This is a genomic window from Rhizobium sp. AC27/96, assembly GCF_001692325.1.
In the GTDB taxonomy this organism is placed as follows: domain Bacteria; phylum Pseudomonadota; class Alphaproteobacteria; order Rhizobiales; family Rhizobiaceae; genus Rhizobium.
Genome location: NZ_LXKN01000058.1, coordinates 239,572 through 258,046, shown reverse-complemented (window position 1 = coordinate 258,046; position 18,475 = coordinate 239,572). Strand labels below are relative to the sequence as shown.

16 protein-coding genes and 1 riboswitch are annotated in these 18,475 nt (G+C 59.5%); of the genes, 7 read left to right on the top strand and 9 right to left on the bottom strand.

Annotation, left to right across the window (positions count from 1 at the left end; genetic code table 11):
* The first annotated feature begins 3 nt into the window (after positions 1 to 3).
* The 4 genes from A6U86_RS29005 (at position 4) to A6U86_RS28990 (ending at position 4,575) form a co-directional block, all read left to right on the top strand.
* Complete coding sequence (locus tag A6U86_RS29005; RefSeq protein WP_068398744.1) at positions 4 to 1,110, top strand: methylenetetrahydrofolate reductase; 1,107 nt, start codon at positions 4 to 6, stop codon at positions 1,108 to 1,110.
* 96 nt (positions 1,111 to 1,206) lie between these two features.
* Complete coding sequence (locus tag A6U86_RS29000) at positions 1,207 to 2,172, top strand: methyltetrahydrofolate cobalamin methyltransferase (protein ID WP_068398741.1); 966 nt, start codon at positions 1,207 to 1,209, stop codon at positions 2,170 to 2,172.
* 2 nt (positions 2,173 to 2,174) lie between these two features.
* Positions 2,175 to 2,528 carry a hypothetical protein gene (locus A6U86_RS28995; RefSeq protein WP_068398738.1) on the top strand — a complete coding sequence of 118 codons (354 nt, stop codon included), beginning with the start codon at positions 2,175 to 2,177 and terminating at the stop codon, positions 2,526 to 2,528.
* Between the two features lie 46 nt (positions 2,529 to 2,574).
* On the top strand, positions 2,575 to 4,575 hold the full coding sequence (locus A6U86_RS28990; protein WP_068398959.1) for an ASKHA domain-containing protein: 2,001 nt from the start codon (positions 2,575 to 2,577) through the stop codon (positions 4,573 to 4,575).
* 18 nt (positions 4,576 to 4,593) lie between these two features.
* Here the strand turns inward: A6U86_RS28990 and A6U86_RS28985 are convergent, their stop codons facing one another.
* Entirely contained in the window at positions 4,594 to 5,493 is a 900-nt protein-coding gene (locus A6U86_RS28985) for a LysR family transcriptional regulator (protein ID WP_068398735.1), read from the bottom strand.
* A 122-nt stretch (positions 5,494 to 5,615) separates the two neighbouring features.
* Here A6U86_RS28985 and A6U86_RS28980 point away from each other — a divergent pair, with 122 nt between their 5' ends.
* The 3 genes from A6U86_RS28980 to A6U86_RS28970 all read left to right on the top strand — a co-directional run bounded on the left by A6U86_RS28980 (position 5,616) and on the right by A6U86_RS28970 (position 7,456).
* On the top strand, positions 5,616 to 5,861 hold the full coding sequence (locus A6U86_RS28980) for a hypothetical protein (protein ID WP_068398732.1): 246 nt from the start codon (positions 5,616 to 5,618) through the stop codon (positions 5,859 to 5,861).
* Between the two features lie 68 nt (positions 5,862 to 5,929).
* Entirely contained in the window at positions 5,930 to 6,133 is a 204-nt protein-coding gene (locus A6U86_RS28975; RefSeq protein ID WP_068398730.1) for a hypothetical protein, read from the top strand.
* Between the two features lie 303 nt (positions 6,134 to 6,436).
* Positions 6,437 to 7,456 (top strand): GlxA family transcriptional regulator, encoded by a 1,020-nt coding sequence (locus tag A6U86_RS28970; RefSeq protein WP_348641761.1) that lies wholly within the window; start codon positions 6,437 to 6,439, stop codon positions 7,454 to 7,456.
* A gap of 38 nt (positions 7,457 to 7,494) precedes the next feature.
* On the opposite strand, the gene A6U86_RS28965 is transcribed toward A6U86_RS28970, so the two are convergent.
* From A6U86_RS28965 to A6U86_RS28930, 8 genes are all read right to left on the bottom strand, one after another.
* The gene (locus A6U86_RS28965) at positions 7,495 to 8,826 is read right to left on the bottom strand and encodes a diguanylate cyclase (protein WP_068398727.1); all 1,332 of its coding nucleotides are present in this window, start codon (positions 8,824 to 8,826) and stop codon (positions 7,495 to 7,497) included.
* 186 nt (positions 8,827 to 9,012) lie between these two features.
* Complete coding sequence (locus tag A6U86_RS28960) at positions 9,013 to 9,843, bottom strand: response regulator (RefSeq protein WP_068398724.1); 831 nt, start codon at positions 9,841 to 9,843, stop codon at positions 9,013 to 9,015.
* A 160-nt stretch (positions 9,844 to 10,003) separates the two neighbouring features.
* Complete coding sequence (locus tag A6U86_RS28955; protein ID WP_198929110.1) at positions 10,004 to 12,586, bottom strand: mechanosensitive ion channel family protein; 2,583 nt, start codon at positions 12,584 to 12,586, stop codon at positions 10,004 to 10,006.
* Positions 12,587 to 12,877: 291 nt separating this feature from the next.
* On the bottom strand, positions 12,878 to 13,894 hold the full coding sequence (locus A6U86_RS28950; protein WP_068398721.1) for an iron ABC transporter permease: 1,017 nt from the start codon (positions 13,892 to 13,894) through the stop codon (positions 12,878 to 12,880).
* Positions 13,895 to 13,956: 62 nt separating this feature from the next.
* On the bottom strand, positions 13,957 to 14,916 hold the full coding sequence (locus A6U86_RS28945; protein ID WP_068398718.1) for an ABC transporter substrate-binding protein: 960 nt from the start codon (positions 14,914 to 14,916) through the stop codon (positions 13,957 to 13,959).
* Positions 14,917 to 14,936: 20 nt separating this feature from the next.
* The gene (locus tag A6U86_RS28940; RefSeq protein WP_068398715.1) at positions 14,937 to 15,719 is read right to left on the bottom strand and encodes an ABC transporter ATP-binding protein; all 783 of its coding nucleotides are present in this window, start codon (positions 15,717 to 15,719) and stop codon (positions 14,937 to 14,939) included.
* A gap of 9 nt (positions 15,720 to 15,728) precedes the next feature.
* Complete coding sequence (locus A6U86_RS28935; RefSeq protein ID WP_068398713.1) at positions 15,729 to 16,142, bottom strand: DUF1636 domain-containing protein; 414 nt, start codon at positions 16,140 to 16,142, stop codon at positions 15,729 to 15,731.
* Between the two features lie 107 nt (positions 16,143 to 16,249).
* A riboswitch (cobalamin riboswitch) is annotated at positions 16,250 to 16,467 on the bottom strand.
* Between the two features lie 169 nt (positions 16,468 to 16,636).
* Entirely contained in the window at positions 16,637 to 18,052 is a 1,416-nt protein-coding gene (locus A6U86_RS28930) for an FAD/NAD(P)-binding protein (RefSeq protein WP_068398710.1), read from the bottom strand.
* Between the last annotated feature and the right edge of the window lie 423 nt (positions 18,053 to 18,475).

The window sequence follows — 18,475 nt, the reverse complement described above, 5'->3', positions numbered from 1 at the left end:
TAGATGGCACATATCGACGAAAACCCGCTCGGTGTGCATCTGCCGCTGGACCCGCTGCCGGGCCATTCGTCGCTCGGGCGCCTTGAGCGCGTCCTCCGCCGCGGTGAATTTGCCGTGACAGCTGAATTGAACCCACCTGACAGCGCCAATCCCGAAGATGTCTATGAGCGCGCCGCGATTTTCTCCGGCTGGGTGGATGGCATCAACGCCGTCGACGCCTCCGGCGCCAATTGCCACATGTCGTCGGTCGGCATCTGCGCGCTGCTGACTCGCATGGGCTATGCGCCGATCATGCAGATTGCCTGCCGCGACAAGAACCGCATCGCCATCCAGGGCGATGTGCTGGGTGCCGCCGCCATGGGTGTCTGCAACATCATGTGCCTGACCGGCGACGGCGTACAGGCAGGCGACCAGCCGGGCGCTAAGCCGGTTTTCGACCTCGATTGCATGTCGCTGCTCGAAACCGTGCGCATCATGCGCGACAACGCCAAATTCCTCTCCGGGCGCAAGCTGACGTCGCCGCCAAAGGTCTTTCTCGGCGCCGCCATCAATCCCTTCGCGCCACCGCATGACTTCCGGCCCTATCGGCTGGCAAAGAAGATCGAGGCCGGCGCGCAGTTCGTCCAGAGCCAGTATTGCTACGACGTGCCAATGTTCCGAGACTATATGAACAAGGTGCGCGATCTCGGCCTGGACGAGAAGTGCTTCATTCTCGTCGGTGTCGGGCCCCTCGCCTCTGCGAAAACCGCCCGCTGGATGCGCTCCAACGTGCCGGGCGTTCATATTCCGGATGCCATCATCAAGCGCCTCGAAGGCGCGCAGGATCAGAAGAAGGAAGGCAAGCAGCTCTGCATCGACATCATCAACGAGGTGAAGGAGATAGCGGGCGTTTCCGGCGTCCATGTCATGGCCTATCGCCAGGAAGAATATGTCGCGGAAATGGTGCATGAATCCGGCGTACTGAAGGGTCGCCAGCCTTGGAAGCATGAGGCCAACCGCACCGACGCGCTCGTCGCCGAACGGCTGGAGCACATCCGGGGCGGCAAAGAGGAAAATCAGCAGGAAATGGCCGAAGCCGCCGCTCATCATCCTTCACACAAGACGCATTGAGATCGAGTGGCGGGCAGAGGAGCCCGGCCCCGCTTGTAACCCCCATCCCGGCACGATAGACCAGCTCTATCGGGCAGACCGACCAGAGGATCAAACATGACGCGCACCATCGTTGCATCCGCCACTCGCGAAATCATCATCGGTTTCGACCAGCCCTTTTGCGTGATCGGCGAACGCATCAACCCGACGGGGCGCAAGAAGCTGGCCGCCGAGATGATCGAGGGCAATTTCGATACCGTCATCAAGGATGCGCTGGAACAGGTGGCCGCCGGCGCGACAATGCTCGACGTCAATGCCGGCGTCACTTCGGTCAACCCGAACGAGACGGAACCGGGCCTGCTGGTTCAGACACTGGAAATCGTGCAGGGGCTCGTCGACGTACCGCTCTCGATCGACAGCTCGGTGACAGCCGCTATCGAAGCGGCGCTGAAGGTCGCCAAGGGCCGGCCGCTGGTCAATTCCGTAACCGGCGAGGAGGAAAAGCTCGAAGCCATCCTGCCGCTCATCAAGAAATATGACGTACCCGTCGTCGCGATTTCCAACGACGAAACAGGCATTTCGATGGATCCGGACGTGCGTTTCGCCGTCGCCAAGAAGATCGTCGAACGCGCGATGGATCATGGCATCAAGCCGCATGACATCGTCGTCGACCCGCTCGTCATGCCGATCGGCGCGCTTGGCGATGCCGGCCGCCAGGTCTTCGCGCTGCTGCACCGCCTGCGCAACGAGCTGAAGGTCAACACCACCTGCGGCCTTTCGAACATTTCCTTCGGCCTGCCGCACCGCCACGGCATCAATGCCGGCTTCATCCCGATGGTCATCGGCGCCGGCATGACCTCGGCGATCATGAATCCCTGCCGCCCGCAGGAAATGGAAGCCGTGCGCGCCGCCAACGTGCTGAACGGCACCGATGCCAATTGCACCAACTGGATCATGACCTATCGCGATTACAAGCCGGCGGAAGGCGGAGCGAACGCTCCGGCTTCTGCGGCTCCATCAGCTGGCGGCGGCCGGCGTGGTGGACGCGCGGCGCGAACCGGCGCGGGAGCTGCGAGGGAATAACGATGAGCTATCCCAGCCGCAAGCTTTCCGACGACCTCGCCACCTTGTGGATCCAGGCCCCGATGGTGATCGGGATGCGCCTCTCGCAAATGTGGATGACGGCCATGATGGGCGGTCGCGTCGATACGGTCGAATTCAGCCGGATGATCAACGAAAAGATGGCTGCGGCCGGAGAAAGCGTCATCGCCGCCAATACGGCGATGGCTGAACAGAATATCGCGGCAATGACAGCAATCGCGATGGGGCGCAACGCCTCGTCGCACAAGGCGGCAGATGCGATCGCTCAGGCAGCGATCAAGCCCTATACCAAGCGCGTTCGCTCGAACGTGCGCCGCCTTAGCAAACAGAAAGACTAAATCCGTGGCCCAAGCCGGCGACAGCGCGAATCCCCTCGTCCTTTTCATGCCTTCCGGCAAGCGTGGCCACTTTGCGGTGGGCACACCGGTGCTCGAAGCCGCACGACAGCTCGGCGTCTATGTCGAAAGCGTCTGCGGTGGCCGTGCGACTTGCGGCCGTTGCCAGGTTTCAGTGCAGGAAGGCAACTTCGCCAAGCACAAGATAGTCTCTGCCAACGACCATCTTTCGCCGATCGGCCCGAAGGAAAGACGTTATGCAGAAGTCCGCGATCTGCCTGAGGGCCGCCGCCTCTCCTGTTCTGCGCTGATCCAGGGAGATCTGGTCATCGACGTGCCGCAGGACACCGTGATCAACGCACAGGTCGTTCGAAAGGCAGCCGACGAGCGGGTGATCATCCGCGATACGGCCGTGCACATGTGCTATGTCGAGGTCGAAGAGCCGGACATGCACAAGCCCTCAGGCGATCTCGACCGGTTGAAGGCGGCACTCGCGGCCGATTGGAAATACGACAATCTCGAAGTCGATTTCCACATCATCCCGCAGGTGCAGTCGATCCTGCGCAAGGGAGAGTGGAAGGTCACCGCCGCGATCCATAGAGATCACGAAAGCGATCCCCCTCGCCTGATCGCCCTTTATCCTGGCCTCAAGAACGAAGCTTACGGCATCGCCTGCGATATCGGCTCCACCACGATCGCCATGCACCTCTCCTCGCTGCTATCAGGCCGCACGGTTGCCTCCGCGGGCACATCCAACCCGCAGATCCGCTTCGGCGAGGATCTGATGAGCCGCGTCTCCTATGTGATGATGAATCCGGATGGCCGCGAGGCGATGACCAATGCCGTCCGCGAAGCATTGAATGGGCTGATCGACAAGGTCTGCGCCGATGGCGGCGTGTCGCGCCAGGACATTCTCGATGCCGTCTTCGTCGGCAACCCGATCATGCATCACCTCTTCCTCGGCATTGACCCGACAGAACTTGGTGGCGCGCCCTTCGCGCTTGCCGTGTCCGGTGCCGTGCATCTGAAATCGGCCGAGATCGGCTTGCCCATGAATGCGGGCACGCGCGTCTACATGCTGCCTTGCATTGCCGGCCATGTCGGCGCCGATGCCGCAGCCGCCACGCTGGCGGAGGGGCCGCATCGCCAGGATGAGATGATGCTGCTTGTCGATATCGGCACCAACGCTGAAATCGTGCTCGGCAACCGCCACCGAGTCGTCGCAGCCTCCTCGCCGACAGGCCCTGCCTTCGAAGGTGCCGAAATCTCCAGCGGCCAGCGCGCGGCGCCGGGCGCGATCGAACGTGTCCGCATCGACCCTGTCACGCTGGAGCCGCGCTATCGCGTCATCGGCATCGAACCCTGGTCCGACGAGCCCGGTTTTGACGAAGGCGCCGCAGCTGTCGGTGTGACGGGTATCTGCGGATCGGCCATCATCGAGGTGGTCGCCGAGATGTTCCTGAGCGGCATCATCTCGGAGGACGGCGTGGTCGACGGCGGCATGATGGCGCGCTCGCCGCGCATTTTGCAGAACGGCCGCACCTATTCCTACCTGCTGCGCGATGGCGAACAACGGATCACAGTCACGCAAAACGACATCCGCGCCATCCAGCTCGCCAAGGCGGCACTCTATGCCGGCGTCAAACTGTTGATGGACAAGCAGGGCATTGCTCACGTCGATCGCATCGGTCTGGCAGGCGCCTTCGGCACCTTCATCGACCCGAAATATGCGATGGTGCTTGGGCTGATACCGGATTGCACGCTCGACAAGGTGAAGGCAGTCGGTAATGCCGCCGGTACCGGTGCACGCATGTCGCTGCTCAATCGTGGTTACCGCCGCGAGATCGAGGAAACTGTCAGCAAGATCGAGAAGATAGAGACGGCGCTTGAATCAAAGTTTCAAGAGCATTTTGTCTACGCCATGGCCCTACCGAACAAGGTCGATGCCTTTCCGGAACTGTCCAAGGTCGTGACCCTGCCAGAGCGCAAGCAGATTTCCGACGATGGCGGAGATGGCGGCGGCCGCAGACGTCGCCGCAGCCGCGAGTAAGGCGCATTCGGCCGTGGTTTAAGCCGCCATTTTCCGGCCGATCTCGACAAATGCCTGGCGGATGCTATCCGCCACGGCCTTCATCGGCCCGGTCATCTGCGATGCGGTCAGCAGGCGAATGTCGAAGGAGGTGAGTTCCGGCAGCCCCTCATTCGGTCCCAGGATCTCCATATCCTCACCAATGTAGGATCGTGGAAACGGCGCGATCGCCAGATCGGAGACGATGGCGGCGCGCTGCGCCATTGTATGAGCGCTAAGATAGGAGACGCGGTAGGGCCGCTTCTGCCGCTCGAGCTGCGCCAATGCTTCCGACCGCCAGATGCAACCATCCTCCCATATCGAGATCGGCAATGGGTCGCGTCGATAGGCCGTACCGCATTTTGCACCGGCCCAAACGAGGCGTTCCGTATAGATGACCTCGCCTTCGGTCGGGAAGGGCCGTGTCGCGCAATTGATCAGCGCCAGATCCAGCCGCTGCTCCTCGATGCGCTTCTTCAATTGAATGCTCATATCCACGGTCACGTCGACCATGATGCCGGGATAGCTTTCGGAGAAGCTTTTCAGGATGCTCGGCAGCAGGCGCTCGCCGATATCATCCGGCGCGCCGAGCCGCACCACGCCACTGAGCTCGGGCATGATGAAGCGCGAGACCGCCTCGTTGGAAAGCGCCAGAATGTTCCGCGCATAGGAAAGCAGCATCTCTCCATGCTGCGTCAGGCTCACCGAGCGCGCATCGCGCAGGAACAGCGTGACACCGAGCTGCTCTTCCAGCTTTTTGATCTGCATCGACACCGCAGACGGCGTGCGGAAGACCGCATCGGCAGCAGTGGAGAAATTCCCGGTTTCGGAGATGGCGACAAAGGTGCGCAGAACTTCATTATCAAGCAACGGTATAGGCCGGCGAAACGGTACGGTCATATCGGTGACTTTCAATTTTTCTGATCCTTACCACCATATCATTTCATTTGTCTGATTGTCAATGAAGCACCATATTAGACGTAATGGAAATTAACGCAGGCAGCCGCGAAGGAGCAAACACCATGGCTGGCACGGCATTCGGCGACACCTCTCGCCTTCTCACACTCTTTAACGTCCGGAAAATTCAGCGGACGGCGCAACATACCCTCGATGAGATCGCGGCACGCTTTCCCGCCCACTTGATAGACGACGTCAATGCACGCGGGCTGCCGCCGGATCGGACCCTGTCCGCTCTCGAACGAAAGCCCGGCAGACTGCATTCATTCAAGAATACTGATGGCAGCTATAAAATCTATTCGTTTGATTGATGAGTACGCTGCATCCATATTACCATTCAACAGTCGGGTGACTGTTTTAGGCTGAAAGGAGCCTGGAAATGACCACGATAACTTACAGACAGGCCGGCGGTTCGCGGAACTCGTTTCCGTCTGGCGGCTACACGCCCTTCCTCTCTCGTATCGCCAATCGCTGGCAGCAATGGCGTTCGCTACGCGAGCTCGAGTCCCTGTCCGACGACGTACGCAAGGACATGGGTTGGCCGGCAGCGATTGAAACCAAAAATCCGAAGGCCATGCGATGATCGGACTGAATCGTAGAAACTAAAGGCGACGCTCAACTTTAGAGAGTGTCGCCTTTTGAACATTTGTGCCTCTGAATACGCATGCCCGATTAAACCTGAGAATTACCCGCATATATATTTAGCTATTCAGGCAGATTGCCTGCCTTCCCTCTACCTCCCCTTCGCAACACAGCATTTTTAACGGCAAACGCAAATATCCCTTTGCGGCCGCGATTATCCATGCCAATGTCGCTATTAGACCATCGAGCCGACGTATTTGACGCAAGGAATACGTAATGGTCCTGGAGCATGGATTTTCACGATATGAGCAAGACTCCGATTAAGACGCGTTCCCTGGTTTTCTTCCTCGTTCCGCACTTCACCATGTTGCCGTTTTCCGCCGCAGTGGAGACGTTGCGTATCGCCAATCGCATGCTGGGCTACCCCGCCTATACCTGGCGGCTCGCCTCCACCGACGGCCAGAAGGTCTATTCCTCCAGCGGCATCGGCCTCGAGGTCAATTCGGCGCTGGCCGACGAGCGCCGTTATCTGGGTGGCGAAAACCGGCCGAACATGGTGCTGGTCTGTTCCGGCATCTATGTCGAAGAGTTCAACAACAAGTCTGTCAATGCCTGGCTGCGCGAGACCTATAATCGCGGCGTTGCCGTCGGCAGCCTCTGTACGGGCGCGCATGTGCTTGCCCAGGCGGGTCTGCTGAATGGCAAGCGCTGTGCGATCCACTGGGAAAATCTTCCCGGTTTCTCTGAGACCTTCCCGCAGGCGGAAGTCTATGCCGATCTCTACGAGGTCGACAGTAACCTTTACACCTGTGCCGGCGGCACCGCTTCGCTCGACATGATGCTGAACCTGATCGGCCAGGATTTCGGCGAAAACCTCGTCAATCGCGTTTGCGAACAGCAGCTGACCGATCGCGTCCGCAGCCCGCACGACCGCCAGCGCCTGCCGCTGCGCGCACGCCTCGGCGTGCAGAATGCCAAGGTGCTGTCGATCATCGAATTGATGGAAAGCAACCTCGCAGAGCCCTTGTCGCTGCTGGAAATCGCCGATGACGCAGGTCTGTCGCGCCGTCAGATCGAACGCCTGTTCCGTCAGGAAATGGGCCGCTCTCCGGCTCGCTACTATCTGGAAATCCGCCTGGATCGCGCCCGGCATCTACTTGTGCAGTCCTCCATGCCCGTTGTGGAAGTGGCCGTTGCCTGCGGCTTCGTCTCCGCCTCGCACTTTTCCAAGTGTTATCGCGAACTCTACAACCGCTCGCCACAGCAGGAGCGCGCCGAGCGCAAGCTGACCATGTCGACGAACCGCACCGGCATCGTCGTCTGATAGGCTCTAAGCCAAATTAGCGGAACAATATGGGCGGCCTACTCGGCCGCCTCTTCCGTCATCTTGGAGTCGGAGTAGACCTGATTGCGGCCATTGTGCTTGGCCATATAGAGAAACTGATCGGCGGCGTTGAGATAGTTTTCGAAGGACTCGTAGCCGACGATCTCTGCCACGCCGATGGAAACCGTCACCGACAGTTCCTCGTCATCGGCATGGACCTTCAGGCTCGCAAGACTGAGCCGAACCTCGTCACACAATGCGGTCGCCGCCCGCGAATTCATCTCCGTGAAGAGGATTGCGAATTCTTCGCCACCGAGCCGTGACAGCAGATTGTTACTGCCTTCAAAGAGGGAGTGAAGCCGCTCGGCGACAGCCTTCAGCACCTGGTCGCCAATCTCGTGACCATAGGTGTCGTTCAATTTCTTGAAATGATCGATATCGAGGATCGCAACCGAGCTCGGCCGCTGCCGGCGCAGGCACTCGTTCACAAGTCTCGGCCCGTGATCATAGAAATAGCGTCGGTTATAGAGGCCCGTCAGATAATCGCTCGCCGCCGCCGCGCGCAGCTTCTTCAGCTGCGTCAGCGTCTCGACATTGCGTGCAATGCGGCATTGCAGCTCCTCCGGCACGAAGGGGCGATAAATGAAATCACTGGCGCCGGCCTTCAGAAAGGTCGCTGACAACAGCCGGTCGGTCGAAGACGAGATGCCGATGATCCGCATCCAGTCCGATCCATAGCGATGGCGTATGCGGCGGGTCAGTTCATGGCCGTTCATATCAGGCATATTGTAGTCGGTGACGACGATTTCGATATCCTCGAACTCCTCAAGCGCGGCCAGCGCCTCGATGCCGGTACCGGCTTCGGTGACCTTGAACTGCTGAGCCTCCAGGAGATCCGTCAGCATCTTGCGTGCCGACGGCACATCATCCACGACCAGCACCCGCGTCGAACGATTGGCTATGGCGCGCCGCACCGCCGAGACGAGGTTATCGAGCGCAAACTCGCTGTCTTTCAGGACATAATCGACGACATTGCGTTCCATGATGCGATTGCGCGTCGCCATGTCGAAGGACGCCGTGAAAACGATCGTCGGGATACGATGCGTGACGGCAACATCAAGAGCCTCCCCATGCGCGGCATCCGGCAGATTGAGATCGATAACCGCCATGGTGAAGCCATGGCTCGCATTCGCCAATGCCTCGTTCAGCGCCTTCAGCGAAGAGCAATGCGTAACGGAAAAGCCGAGTTCGGTCTCAAATCGGTGCGACAGCACGGCGGAAAACATACGTGAATCCTCTACCAGAAGTATCTTCTGGCTGCCATTGCGATAGCTGCCGCTATCGCTGGAGGATCCCACATGCAGTACCATTTCCCTTCAATTCCCCCCATGCCTTCCGGCATATGAATATTCAGTCAATTGCAGCTCTGCCAAACCGTCTTTGGTATATCCTGAACAGGATTCGTGAAAAATTGGAACCGCAGATTGCAGGCATTTACTTAAAAAATGACTGTTCCTCACATTTTGCGGCAACCGCCCTCACCAGCGACTGCCGTTCTACGCGTTTTCGGTGACCCGACGCGCCGATTGGATCTGCAGCAACGTGTCGAGGTTTTGATTCACGCGGCAGTAGAATTCTTCATCGATAAACGGCCGCAGGATGAAATCATTGCCGCCGGCCTTGAGAAAACGCGCCGAAAGAAGCCGGTTGGTGGATGACGAGACGCCGATGATGCGCAGCTCATGCGAGCCCGTCGTCGCGCGGATACGCCGCGTCAGGTCGAAACCATCCATGTCGGGCATGTTATAGTCGGTGACCATGAGGCCGATATCCGGATTGGCCTTCAAGAGCTCGAGCGCCTTGGCACCGCTTTCCGCGACACTGACACGGAAATTGTAACGCTTCAGCCGGCTGGAGAGCAAAGCGCGTGCCGTTGGGCTGTCATCGACGATGAGGACGTGATGGCGGTGGTTGGTGAGAAAGCGGCAAATCGATTCCGCCAGCATGTCCACCGCGAATATATTGTCCTTGAGAATGTAATCGACGACATCCTTGGCGATCAGCTCGTCGCGCATGCCTTCCAGAAAGGTGCCGGTGAAGGCGATCGTCGGAATGCTGAGATCGACCAGATATGTCAGTGCCTCGCCTTTTTCGGCGCCTGGCAGGTTCATGTTCGAAATTGCCAGCTTGATCGGCTCGGACGACTTGTCGTAGGCGAGCTGCAGCTCCTCGAAATTGCGGCAGGTTTCGACATCGATATCCAGAAGTTCCTTGAGCTTGGAACGGATCATCGAGGTAAAGAGATTGGAATCCTCCACCAGAAGAATGCGCGAGCCGGCAAGCGACGCGCCGGAATACTGCATTCCAGAAACACCTAGAAATGGCATAATAAAAACCTGTTTTGAAATTACCCCTCTATAGTTTTTCTAGAACAAAGCCTTTGAGTATTTGTTAAATCGACTGGTTTCCGGAAAATAAAGAAAATAGCCGGCTACGGCGCGCTTGTTGGCAAGCACGCCCGGCTGCAGCTGCTTCGGTATGGTCGGCTTATTCGGCTGCCGTTCTTCCGCGGCGGCGACCTGCGCTCTTTGTCTCCGGCGCATTGTCCTCGGCCGGTGACGCGATGCTTTCAGCCATGATGTCCTCCGTCTCGGGACCATCGGCGGAATCCGTCAGCTTGCTGCCCGCGGCATCCATACGCTGGCCGCGCCTGCCGTCGCGAACGATATGCAGTTCCTGATGCGGATAGGGAATGGATATTCCCTCCTCGCGGAAGCGCTTGAGGATCTGGATGCGCAGATTGTTGCGGATTTCCATGCCGTCCGAGAGATCCGAGAGGTAGAAACGCATCTCGAAATCGAGCGATGACGGGCCGAAGCGCAGGAACTCGACATGCGGCTCCGGATTTCTCAACACCTTCGGGACGCCGCGCACCAGCTCCAGCAGGATCTCCATGACCTTCTGCGGATCGGATTCGAAGCTGACGGATACCGGGATCTCCGAACGCGCCAACCTGTTGCGATGCGTCCAGTTGCCGACCGAGGCATTTATGAGCTCGGAATTCGGCACGATAATCGATTGCTTGCGGAAGGTCTCGATCTCGGTGGCGCGCACCGAGATGCGCTTGACGATGCCTTCCGATGTGCCCGAGACGATCCAGTCGCCGACCTTGAACGGCCTCTCGACCAGAAGGATCAGGCCGGACACGAAGTTCGACACGATGTTCTGCAGGCCGAAACCGATACCGACGGAAAGAGCGCTGGCAACAAGCGCCAGGCTGGAGAGGTCTATGCCCGCGGCCGAAATGGAAATGATCGCCGCGACTGCGATGCCGAGATAGCCGATACCGGTCTTTACCGAATTGCGGACACCCAGATCCACCTGGCCACGCGCCATGACGTTGCTGTCAAGCCAGCGCTGGAACCAGCGCGTCACCAGATAGCCACCGGCGAACAACAGGATGCCGGCGCAGATGCCGAGCAGCGAGATCGATATGTTGCCGATGCGGATCTCTGTGAACAGCCGGTAGGCGATGAGTTCGAGGTCCTGGATATGGAAGCCCCAGGACAGCAGGATCAGGGGAATGCCGGTGAGCAGCGCCACGGCATAGGTCGCAAGCCCGGCAATGAGCCCGCCCTGGTCAAGCGCGACGTCACCGAGCTTGAGACGGTTTTCCAGAAAGCGCCCGATGATCGTCTCGGCAAAGACACCCTGCTTCGAGACCGCCTTGCCGAGCTGAAAGCCGAGATACATGGTCGCGATGACGGCACTCGTCACGATCATCTGCGTTGCCATGAAACGGGCAAGGCCGACATAGCCTATGAAGGCGATAAAGATGACCAATGCGCCGAGAGTACGAAGGATGAGCGCCATGCCATGCGGCCAGCGGCGGCCCGGCGCATCGGGATCGCCGTTCTTGGCCAGCATCGGCGAACCGAACGAGGCTGCAATCAGGATCAGGCCGATCAGCAGGGCGGCAAGGAAGCTCTTGGCAACCGTGACGACGACAGGCGATCCCATGGACTCGCTGATACGATCGAATACGTAGTCCAGCCCGTTGACCACGGCCATGGCCTGCAGGCACCAGGTCAGCGAATGCGCGCCCTTGTTCGACAATTTGACCAGACGCCAATGCGGCCGGAACGGCGCGAAGACGGCATTGCTGAGACGGCCGACGAAATAGACGAGACCGATGAAACCGAAGAGTGCCGCCAGGATCGGAGCAATATCCGGCCTGAGCACATTGAAATTCGACAGGAAGAAAAAGGACGTGACCAGAAATGCCGCCAGTGACAGCGTGCGGATCAAGGTCGACCAGAACGCGACCGAAAGCCGGCTGATATAGGGCGGGTTCTCGACCGCTTCGTCCTGAACATAGTAGCGGTGGAACAACCGGTAGCCGCCGGAAAAGATGATCAGGGCAGCCGCGATCGACAGGAAGACGGCGGCAAGCAGCGAGCCGAGCTTGGCTTTCAGGACGAAGCCGATCCAGCTGGTGACGGCATCCTTGAACGATATGCTCTCCTCGACCAGCGCCGATCCGGCATCCTCGAATGTCCCCGAGGAAATTTCCGTACGCTTCAGCAATGTCTCGGTGAAGAGCTTGCGGCGCTTCTCGGTGAGCTGGATCGAAAGTCGATTGGCTTCCGCGGTCAGATTGTCGGCATCGAGTATCAGGGCGCTGATTTGCGAACGCTCGGCGTTCAGGCGATCGCGCTCCTGTGTGACTATCACCGCTTCCGGCGGCTGCCCTTCCTTGGGGGCAGCCCCGAGCTGGGTCAGGCGCGCATCGATCTCCGTGTTGCGGGGCTTCAGCCGTGTCGAAATTGCCGCAACGGACCGATTAAGGTCGTCGGCTCGGCCCGAAAGCGCGACGAGCGTTTCGTCATCGCCACCCGGCTGCTTCGCGCTATCCTGGAGGGATGCATATTCCTTCTTCGCCTTGTTGAGTTCGGTGACCGCGGCTTCCAGCAATCCATTGGCAAGCGGCTGGGGCTGTTGCTCTGTCTGCTGCGGCTGCGCCGCCTGCTGGTCTTGCGCAAAGGCATCCCCGCCCGCCAGCGGAACGGCGGCCATGATGGCGCTCAGTCCCAACAGAAATACGGGCAAGAGAAGGAGGCGGAAATTCAACAGGCGCAAGCAAAGCTCCTCGTCGCACATAAAATCATGAGCAATGGATGACCAGAACCGCCACGCAAAATGAAGAACCGAGTCGTCCTGATTGTGATTGCGAACTTCATAGTCTTTACGCGTACGCCTTGTAAGACAAAGAAAGGCGACACAAAGGCATTTCCCGCCTTATCAGGCTCTATCGCCCCGTCCAAGGCCGTACACCGTCCATTTTCACCTCGCCAACGCCGTATTGCACCGTGCATTGCCTGCCGGAAATAGGCCGACAATGGGTCTTGGCAATGGCCTCCCTCAGCTCTGACCCTTTCGCAGGATCAGGATGAAGGCCATGCCGCCGACCAACCCGGTGACAATGCCGATCGGCATGTCTTCCGGCGCCATGACCAAGCGCGCGACGATATCCGCCCAGATCAGGATCAACGCGCCGAAGATTGCACTCAGCGGCACGACACGAACATTGTCGCCGCCGGCGATCAGACGCACGAAATGCGGCACCATCAACCCGATGAAGCCGATGGCGCCGGAAAACGCAACCATTACGCCCGTCAACAAGGCCGTGGTCACGAACAGCAGCAGCCGGAAGCGCGTGACCGCTATGCCTAGCGTCGTTGCCGTCTCATCGCCCATGGCGAGCGCATTTAGCTCCCTCGCCCTTGGAATGAGCAACACGAGGCAGAAGAACAATATGCCGGCCGGATAGATGAGGTGCTGCCATTGCGCCAGCCCCAATCCGCCGAGCATCCAGAAGACCACGGTATTGGTCGCCCGGGGGTCGCCGAGAAAAATCAGCAGATTGCCGAGCGCGGTAAAGACGAACGCGACGGCCACTCCTGAAAGGACCAGCCTGTCTGCCGACTGGGAGCGCGTCAGATGGGTGGTCAGGCCGACGGCCCCCGTCGCGAGCAGCGCGCCCGCGAAAGAAAACAACGGCACCGTCAACAGGCCAAGGATCAGCCCCGTATGCAGCAATGCCAGAATGGCACCGAATGCGGCTCCAGAGGAAACGCCGAGAAGATGCGGGTCCGCCAGCGGATTGCGCGTCAACGCCTGAAGCACGGCGCCGGTGACGGCAAGCCCCGCCCCGACCAGCGCCGCTAGTAGGACGCGCGGGAAGCGCACATCCCAGACGATGCTCTCCTGGCCCTTCGACCATCCGACAATAAACATGCCTGCATGCAGTTTATTGCCGACGATCGACCACACGGTCGAAAACGGAATGGGCGCGGCCCCGAGCGAGACCCCGGCGGTGATCGACAGGACAAGGCCGATGACGAGCAACGGAATAAGAATGGAGAGGCTGAGGCGCATATTCAAATCTGTAAAAAGAGATCCGCCCAGTAATCGACTAGACGGAGCTGTATTGGCGACAATCACATCGCGTTCGGATGAAACGCCTTTGCCAGGGTCGCAATGGCCTCGATATTGCGCGGCCCCGGCGTAGCCTCGACATAGGGCAGCACGACGAAGCGATCGTTCTTCACCGCATCGATATTCTTGAAGGCCGGATTGCCCTTGAGGAAGGCGATCTTCTGCGCCGCAGTCACCTGACCATAATCGACGATGACGATGGCTTCTGGGTTCTTCTCGATGACGGGTTCCCAGGAAACCTCCGTCCAGCTCTTCTCGACGTCCTCCATGACATTGATCCCGCCTGCGGCTTCGATCAGCGCAGTCGGAATTCCGTAGCGACCCGAGGTGAACGGCTTTTCCTCGCCGGAATCATAGACGAAAACGCGGGTCGGCTTGTCGACATGGCCGATCTTCGTCTGGATCTCGGCGAGCTGCTTGCGATAGCCAGCCACCAGTGCTTCCGCTCTGTCCTCAACGCGGAAGATCTTGCCGAGATTGAGCAGGTCCACGAACATGTCGTCCATGGTCGGCTTGTTCTTCTGCATGACGAAGATGCAGGATTCCGTCAGCTCGTAGACCTTGATGCCGAAGGGCACCAACGTTTCCGGCGTCACTTCGCCACCGACCTTCATGCCGTAGTTCCAGCCGGCGAAATAGAAGTCCGCATTGGCGCCGAGCAGCACTTCCTTGCTCGGATATTTCGGCGACAGTTCCGGCAGTTCCTTGATGCCTTCGCGCAGCTTCTCATCCAGGGTCTTCCAGCCGGAAATGCCGGTATAGCCGACCATACGGTCCTGAAGCTTCAGGGCCAGCATCATTTCCGTCAGGTTGACGTCATTCGAAACCGCCCGCTCCGGGGCCTTGTCGAAGGTGACATCGCGATTGCAGCTGCGCACGGTGACCGGCTCGGCCATTGCCGCGCCTGCTAGAAACGTGCCCACCAAAAAGGCCGCGGCGGATAGGGAAAAACGAGAAAGCATCAATGACTCCAATGATCGAACTATCTGAGGGAAAAGGAGAAGCGTCTGATGTCGCCGCGATCAGCCTGATGCAGGCTGGCACCGACACGAAACGCGGAAGAAATATGTTCCACGGTGAGGACATCGTCAGGCTGGCCATGCCCCGTAAGCCGCCCGCAGTCGAGCACGGCGACATGCGTGGCGAAATCAGCGGCCAGATTGATATCGTGAAGCGTGGTGATGATCGTCCGGCCAAGGCCCTTCAGCAGCTCCAATATCTCCAGCTGGTGACGGATATCGAGATGGTTGGTCGGCTCGTCGAGAATGATCAGCTCCGGCTCCTGCGCCAAAGCACGGGCGATCAGCGCCCGCTGCTTCTCGCCGCCGGAAAGCGAAATGAACTGCCGTGACGCCAGGCTATCCAGCTCCAGGCGCGCAAGCGCATTCACTGTTACCTCATGATCGCGCTCGCTCCAGCGCGCCATGCCCTTGCGGTGCGGAATGCGGCCCATCAGTACCACGTCCCGCACGCTGAAGGGAAAATCGCTCGGCGTCTCCTGCGGCACGACGGCGATGCGCTGTGCCGCCTGCCGTGGACCGAGGGACCAGAGGTCGACGCCATCAAGGCGCACGCTGCCGCGATGCGGTTTGAGACCGCGATAGAGGCAACGCAGCAGCGTCGACTTGCCGGCGCCGTTTGGGCCGATAATGGCCAGTCGACCACCGGCTTCGACGGATAGAGTGATGCCGCTGATGATGGGCATGCCTTTTTGGACACCCCAGGTGACGCCCTCAGCGTCGAGTCTTGCGCTTCCTTCCGGCATGGTCACCTCCTACTGCAGCGATACCGACTGACGCTCAGCCGAGACGATGGCGGCGGGAATGCGCGCCAAGGTCTTGCCTCCAAGCGTCCTCGGACGTTCGCTCTCACGCGTCAGCCCGTCGGGCCGGTCGCGATAGAGCTGCGCGAAGGAGACGAGTGCACCGATATCGGCGCCGTCTTCGATGTCACCGAAAAGGTATGTTGCCTTCGCCGTTGCCTGAAAGGACACCGTGCAGGGCCGTTCGCAGCCTGCCATGCAGATGCTGCCCTCGAGACTGAAATCATCGGAAAGCGCCGTGCCCGCCTGGGCCATGGCCGCCTGCAGGTGCTTCAAAAGATCGAGACCCGGCCGGCACGGCTTGCCGACATGACGGCAGCTGGTGCACACGGTGATCCGGTGCGTCGTTTCTCTTGTATTGTCCATGGAGTGCCTCCCGGAGATCTCGCCGGAGGCAAAGTCAATATAGGGCCAGCGGACGCAACGGCGTCCCCGCCCAACCACTGAATTTCCATCGGAACACCCCGTCCGTTGCGGTTGATATCGTCGATGGCAGGTCTCCTGGCTCGCGGGTCATAGCTCGTTCGCGCCTTCCCGGCTTGACGCCAGTGGCATGCTGCGAACGCGCTCTCCGCTTACAGTTGCGGGGGCAGCCACGGTTTTGGCCCCTGATGGGTAATCCGCACCGTGTTCCCTTTTCAGCCACCCGCCGGATTGCTCCGGCGGCAGCACCATCTGCGGCATTCATCTCATAGAAAGCGGAAGCGGGCAACGGCGATGTCATATGTGTCTTCGTTTGTCCTGGGCGACAGTAATAGCATTCCTGTTACGTTATTACATAACTTATCACAAGTCGCTTTCTTCCGAAACGTCATCTCTTTTGGAAATGACGAGACCTCATCTGGACATTCAGGAAACAGCTACACCGCCTTGCATTGCGGATGAAAACGCTCCGCCATGCTTTCGGCGGCCGCATAGGCCTGCGTCACGATCTCCGGCACCAGGTCGATATCCGGAAGACTGCCAAGCCCGAGCGGACCGATGGCGAAAAGCCCTTCCGTCGTGCGGCCGTCCACCTCAAGCGCACCCGTCGCCTCGACGGCAAGACCGAGCCCGAGTTCGTCCGGCACGGCAAGACCGGCCTCGATCAGATTCCGCAATAGCGGAACACTCAGATCGGCTGACTGGCAGCGACAGTCGATCACATCATCGGCATAGAGCTGCTCGGTGTCCTGTCGTCCGGCGGGCCTCATCACCAAGCCGGTCGGCGTGCGGCGGATCAGGTGGCCACGCCTGAGCAAGGTGTTGCCCTCGGCCAACTCCTGCTGCAGGCGAACATGCAGCGCCTCGGGCAGCCTGTTGCGATGGCTGTCGTAAAGCGCGCGAAGATGGCGGTTGAACTGCTGCTTCTGGCCTGCGGGCAGCGAGCGCCAGAGCGAGCGCGCATGCTTGCGCAGACCATTCATGATCGATTGCCAGCTCTGGCCGTTAGCCTCCGCCCCTTCGCAAGCCTTGCGAATGAAACGGACGATCTCGCTCAGCTGATTGGGCATCTCGTCGGCGGGAAACACCGGATCGGCATTGTTGCGCGTATGGCTCTGCGGCAGGAAACCGCGTCGTGAAACGATGGAGATCTGGCCGGTATAGCCATTATCGCGCATCTGCAGAAGCCGGTCGACGACGCGCAGGCCGCTGCCGAGCAGGATCGTGTGCGGCCGCGACACCAGGCGGCGTGCCCGCACTGTCGTCGGAATGTTCGCCAGGTCGCTGGCCGGCGATTGCTGGTCGGTCATGCCGTAGCCGGTGGCGAGTACCACCATGTCGAACGGCGCATTCGCCGCCCCGTCGCTGTCCACCACGAAACGATTGCCGCGAATACGGCGAACCCCGAAGACCATCTCGCTGCTGACCTGCACCGTGACATCCCGTCGCGATGAAAACGCCTCCGAAAAGCGCTGATAGACATAGTCGCTGAAAATGCTCTTCGGAACGAAGATCTGCAGAAAGCCCGGGATCGCTGCCGGAACGGCGCTGCGGAAGGGCGCATTAGCGCTAAGCCATTGATTGAAGTCGTCGGGATCGCCGGCTGAGACGGAAAGATCGCGCACGCGGCTGTTCAGGATTTCGCTACTATGGCCGGACGCCAGCGCCTGACCGCCGCTAACGCTGGAATTGGGATCGAACAGTTGCAGATGAAAGGGAAAGCGCACCGTCTTCATCAGCGCGATCGCCATCATCATGCCGGAGAAACCACGCCCGACAACGGCAATGCGGGGCATCGCATAGCCCCTGCCCGCCATATCCGCCTTGGCGGAAAATAATCCCTGAACCGTCATATCAACTCCTGGAGCGAGAGGTGGTCGATCATGCCTTTCTTGGGCTTTTTCACTGCACTGCCTGCGAAACCCTGAACTCCGATGTTCAGCACCTGACAGCCACCAAGCTGCGGTTCATGAAACGCACGGAAGCCACAGCGGTTCTCAAAATTCGGCGCATCCCCTTCAATCGGGTTTCTATTCCGCTGCTGAAGGATGCTAACGCGGGTCCAACTCCGGTCCGAAACCAGATGCCCGCAATCGGCTGCCCACATGACGCCTGTAAAAAAGGGCAACAGGATTATTGCTATAGTCTACTTATTTAGTCGTATATGAAAGCGCGAAAACGCGCCGCTAGCAAGTGCTTTCTTTTCAGCCGGACGATAGCAGCCGCTCAGATGGCCATGCCATGATGCCAAACACCCAGTGGCCATGGATCTCTTG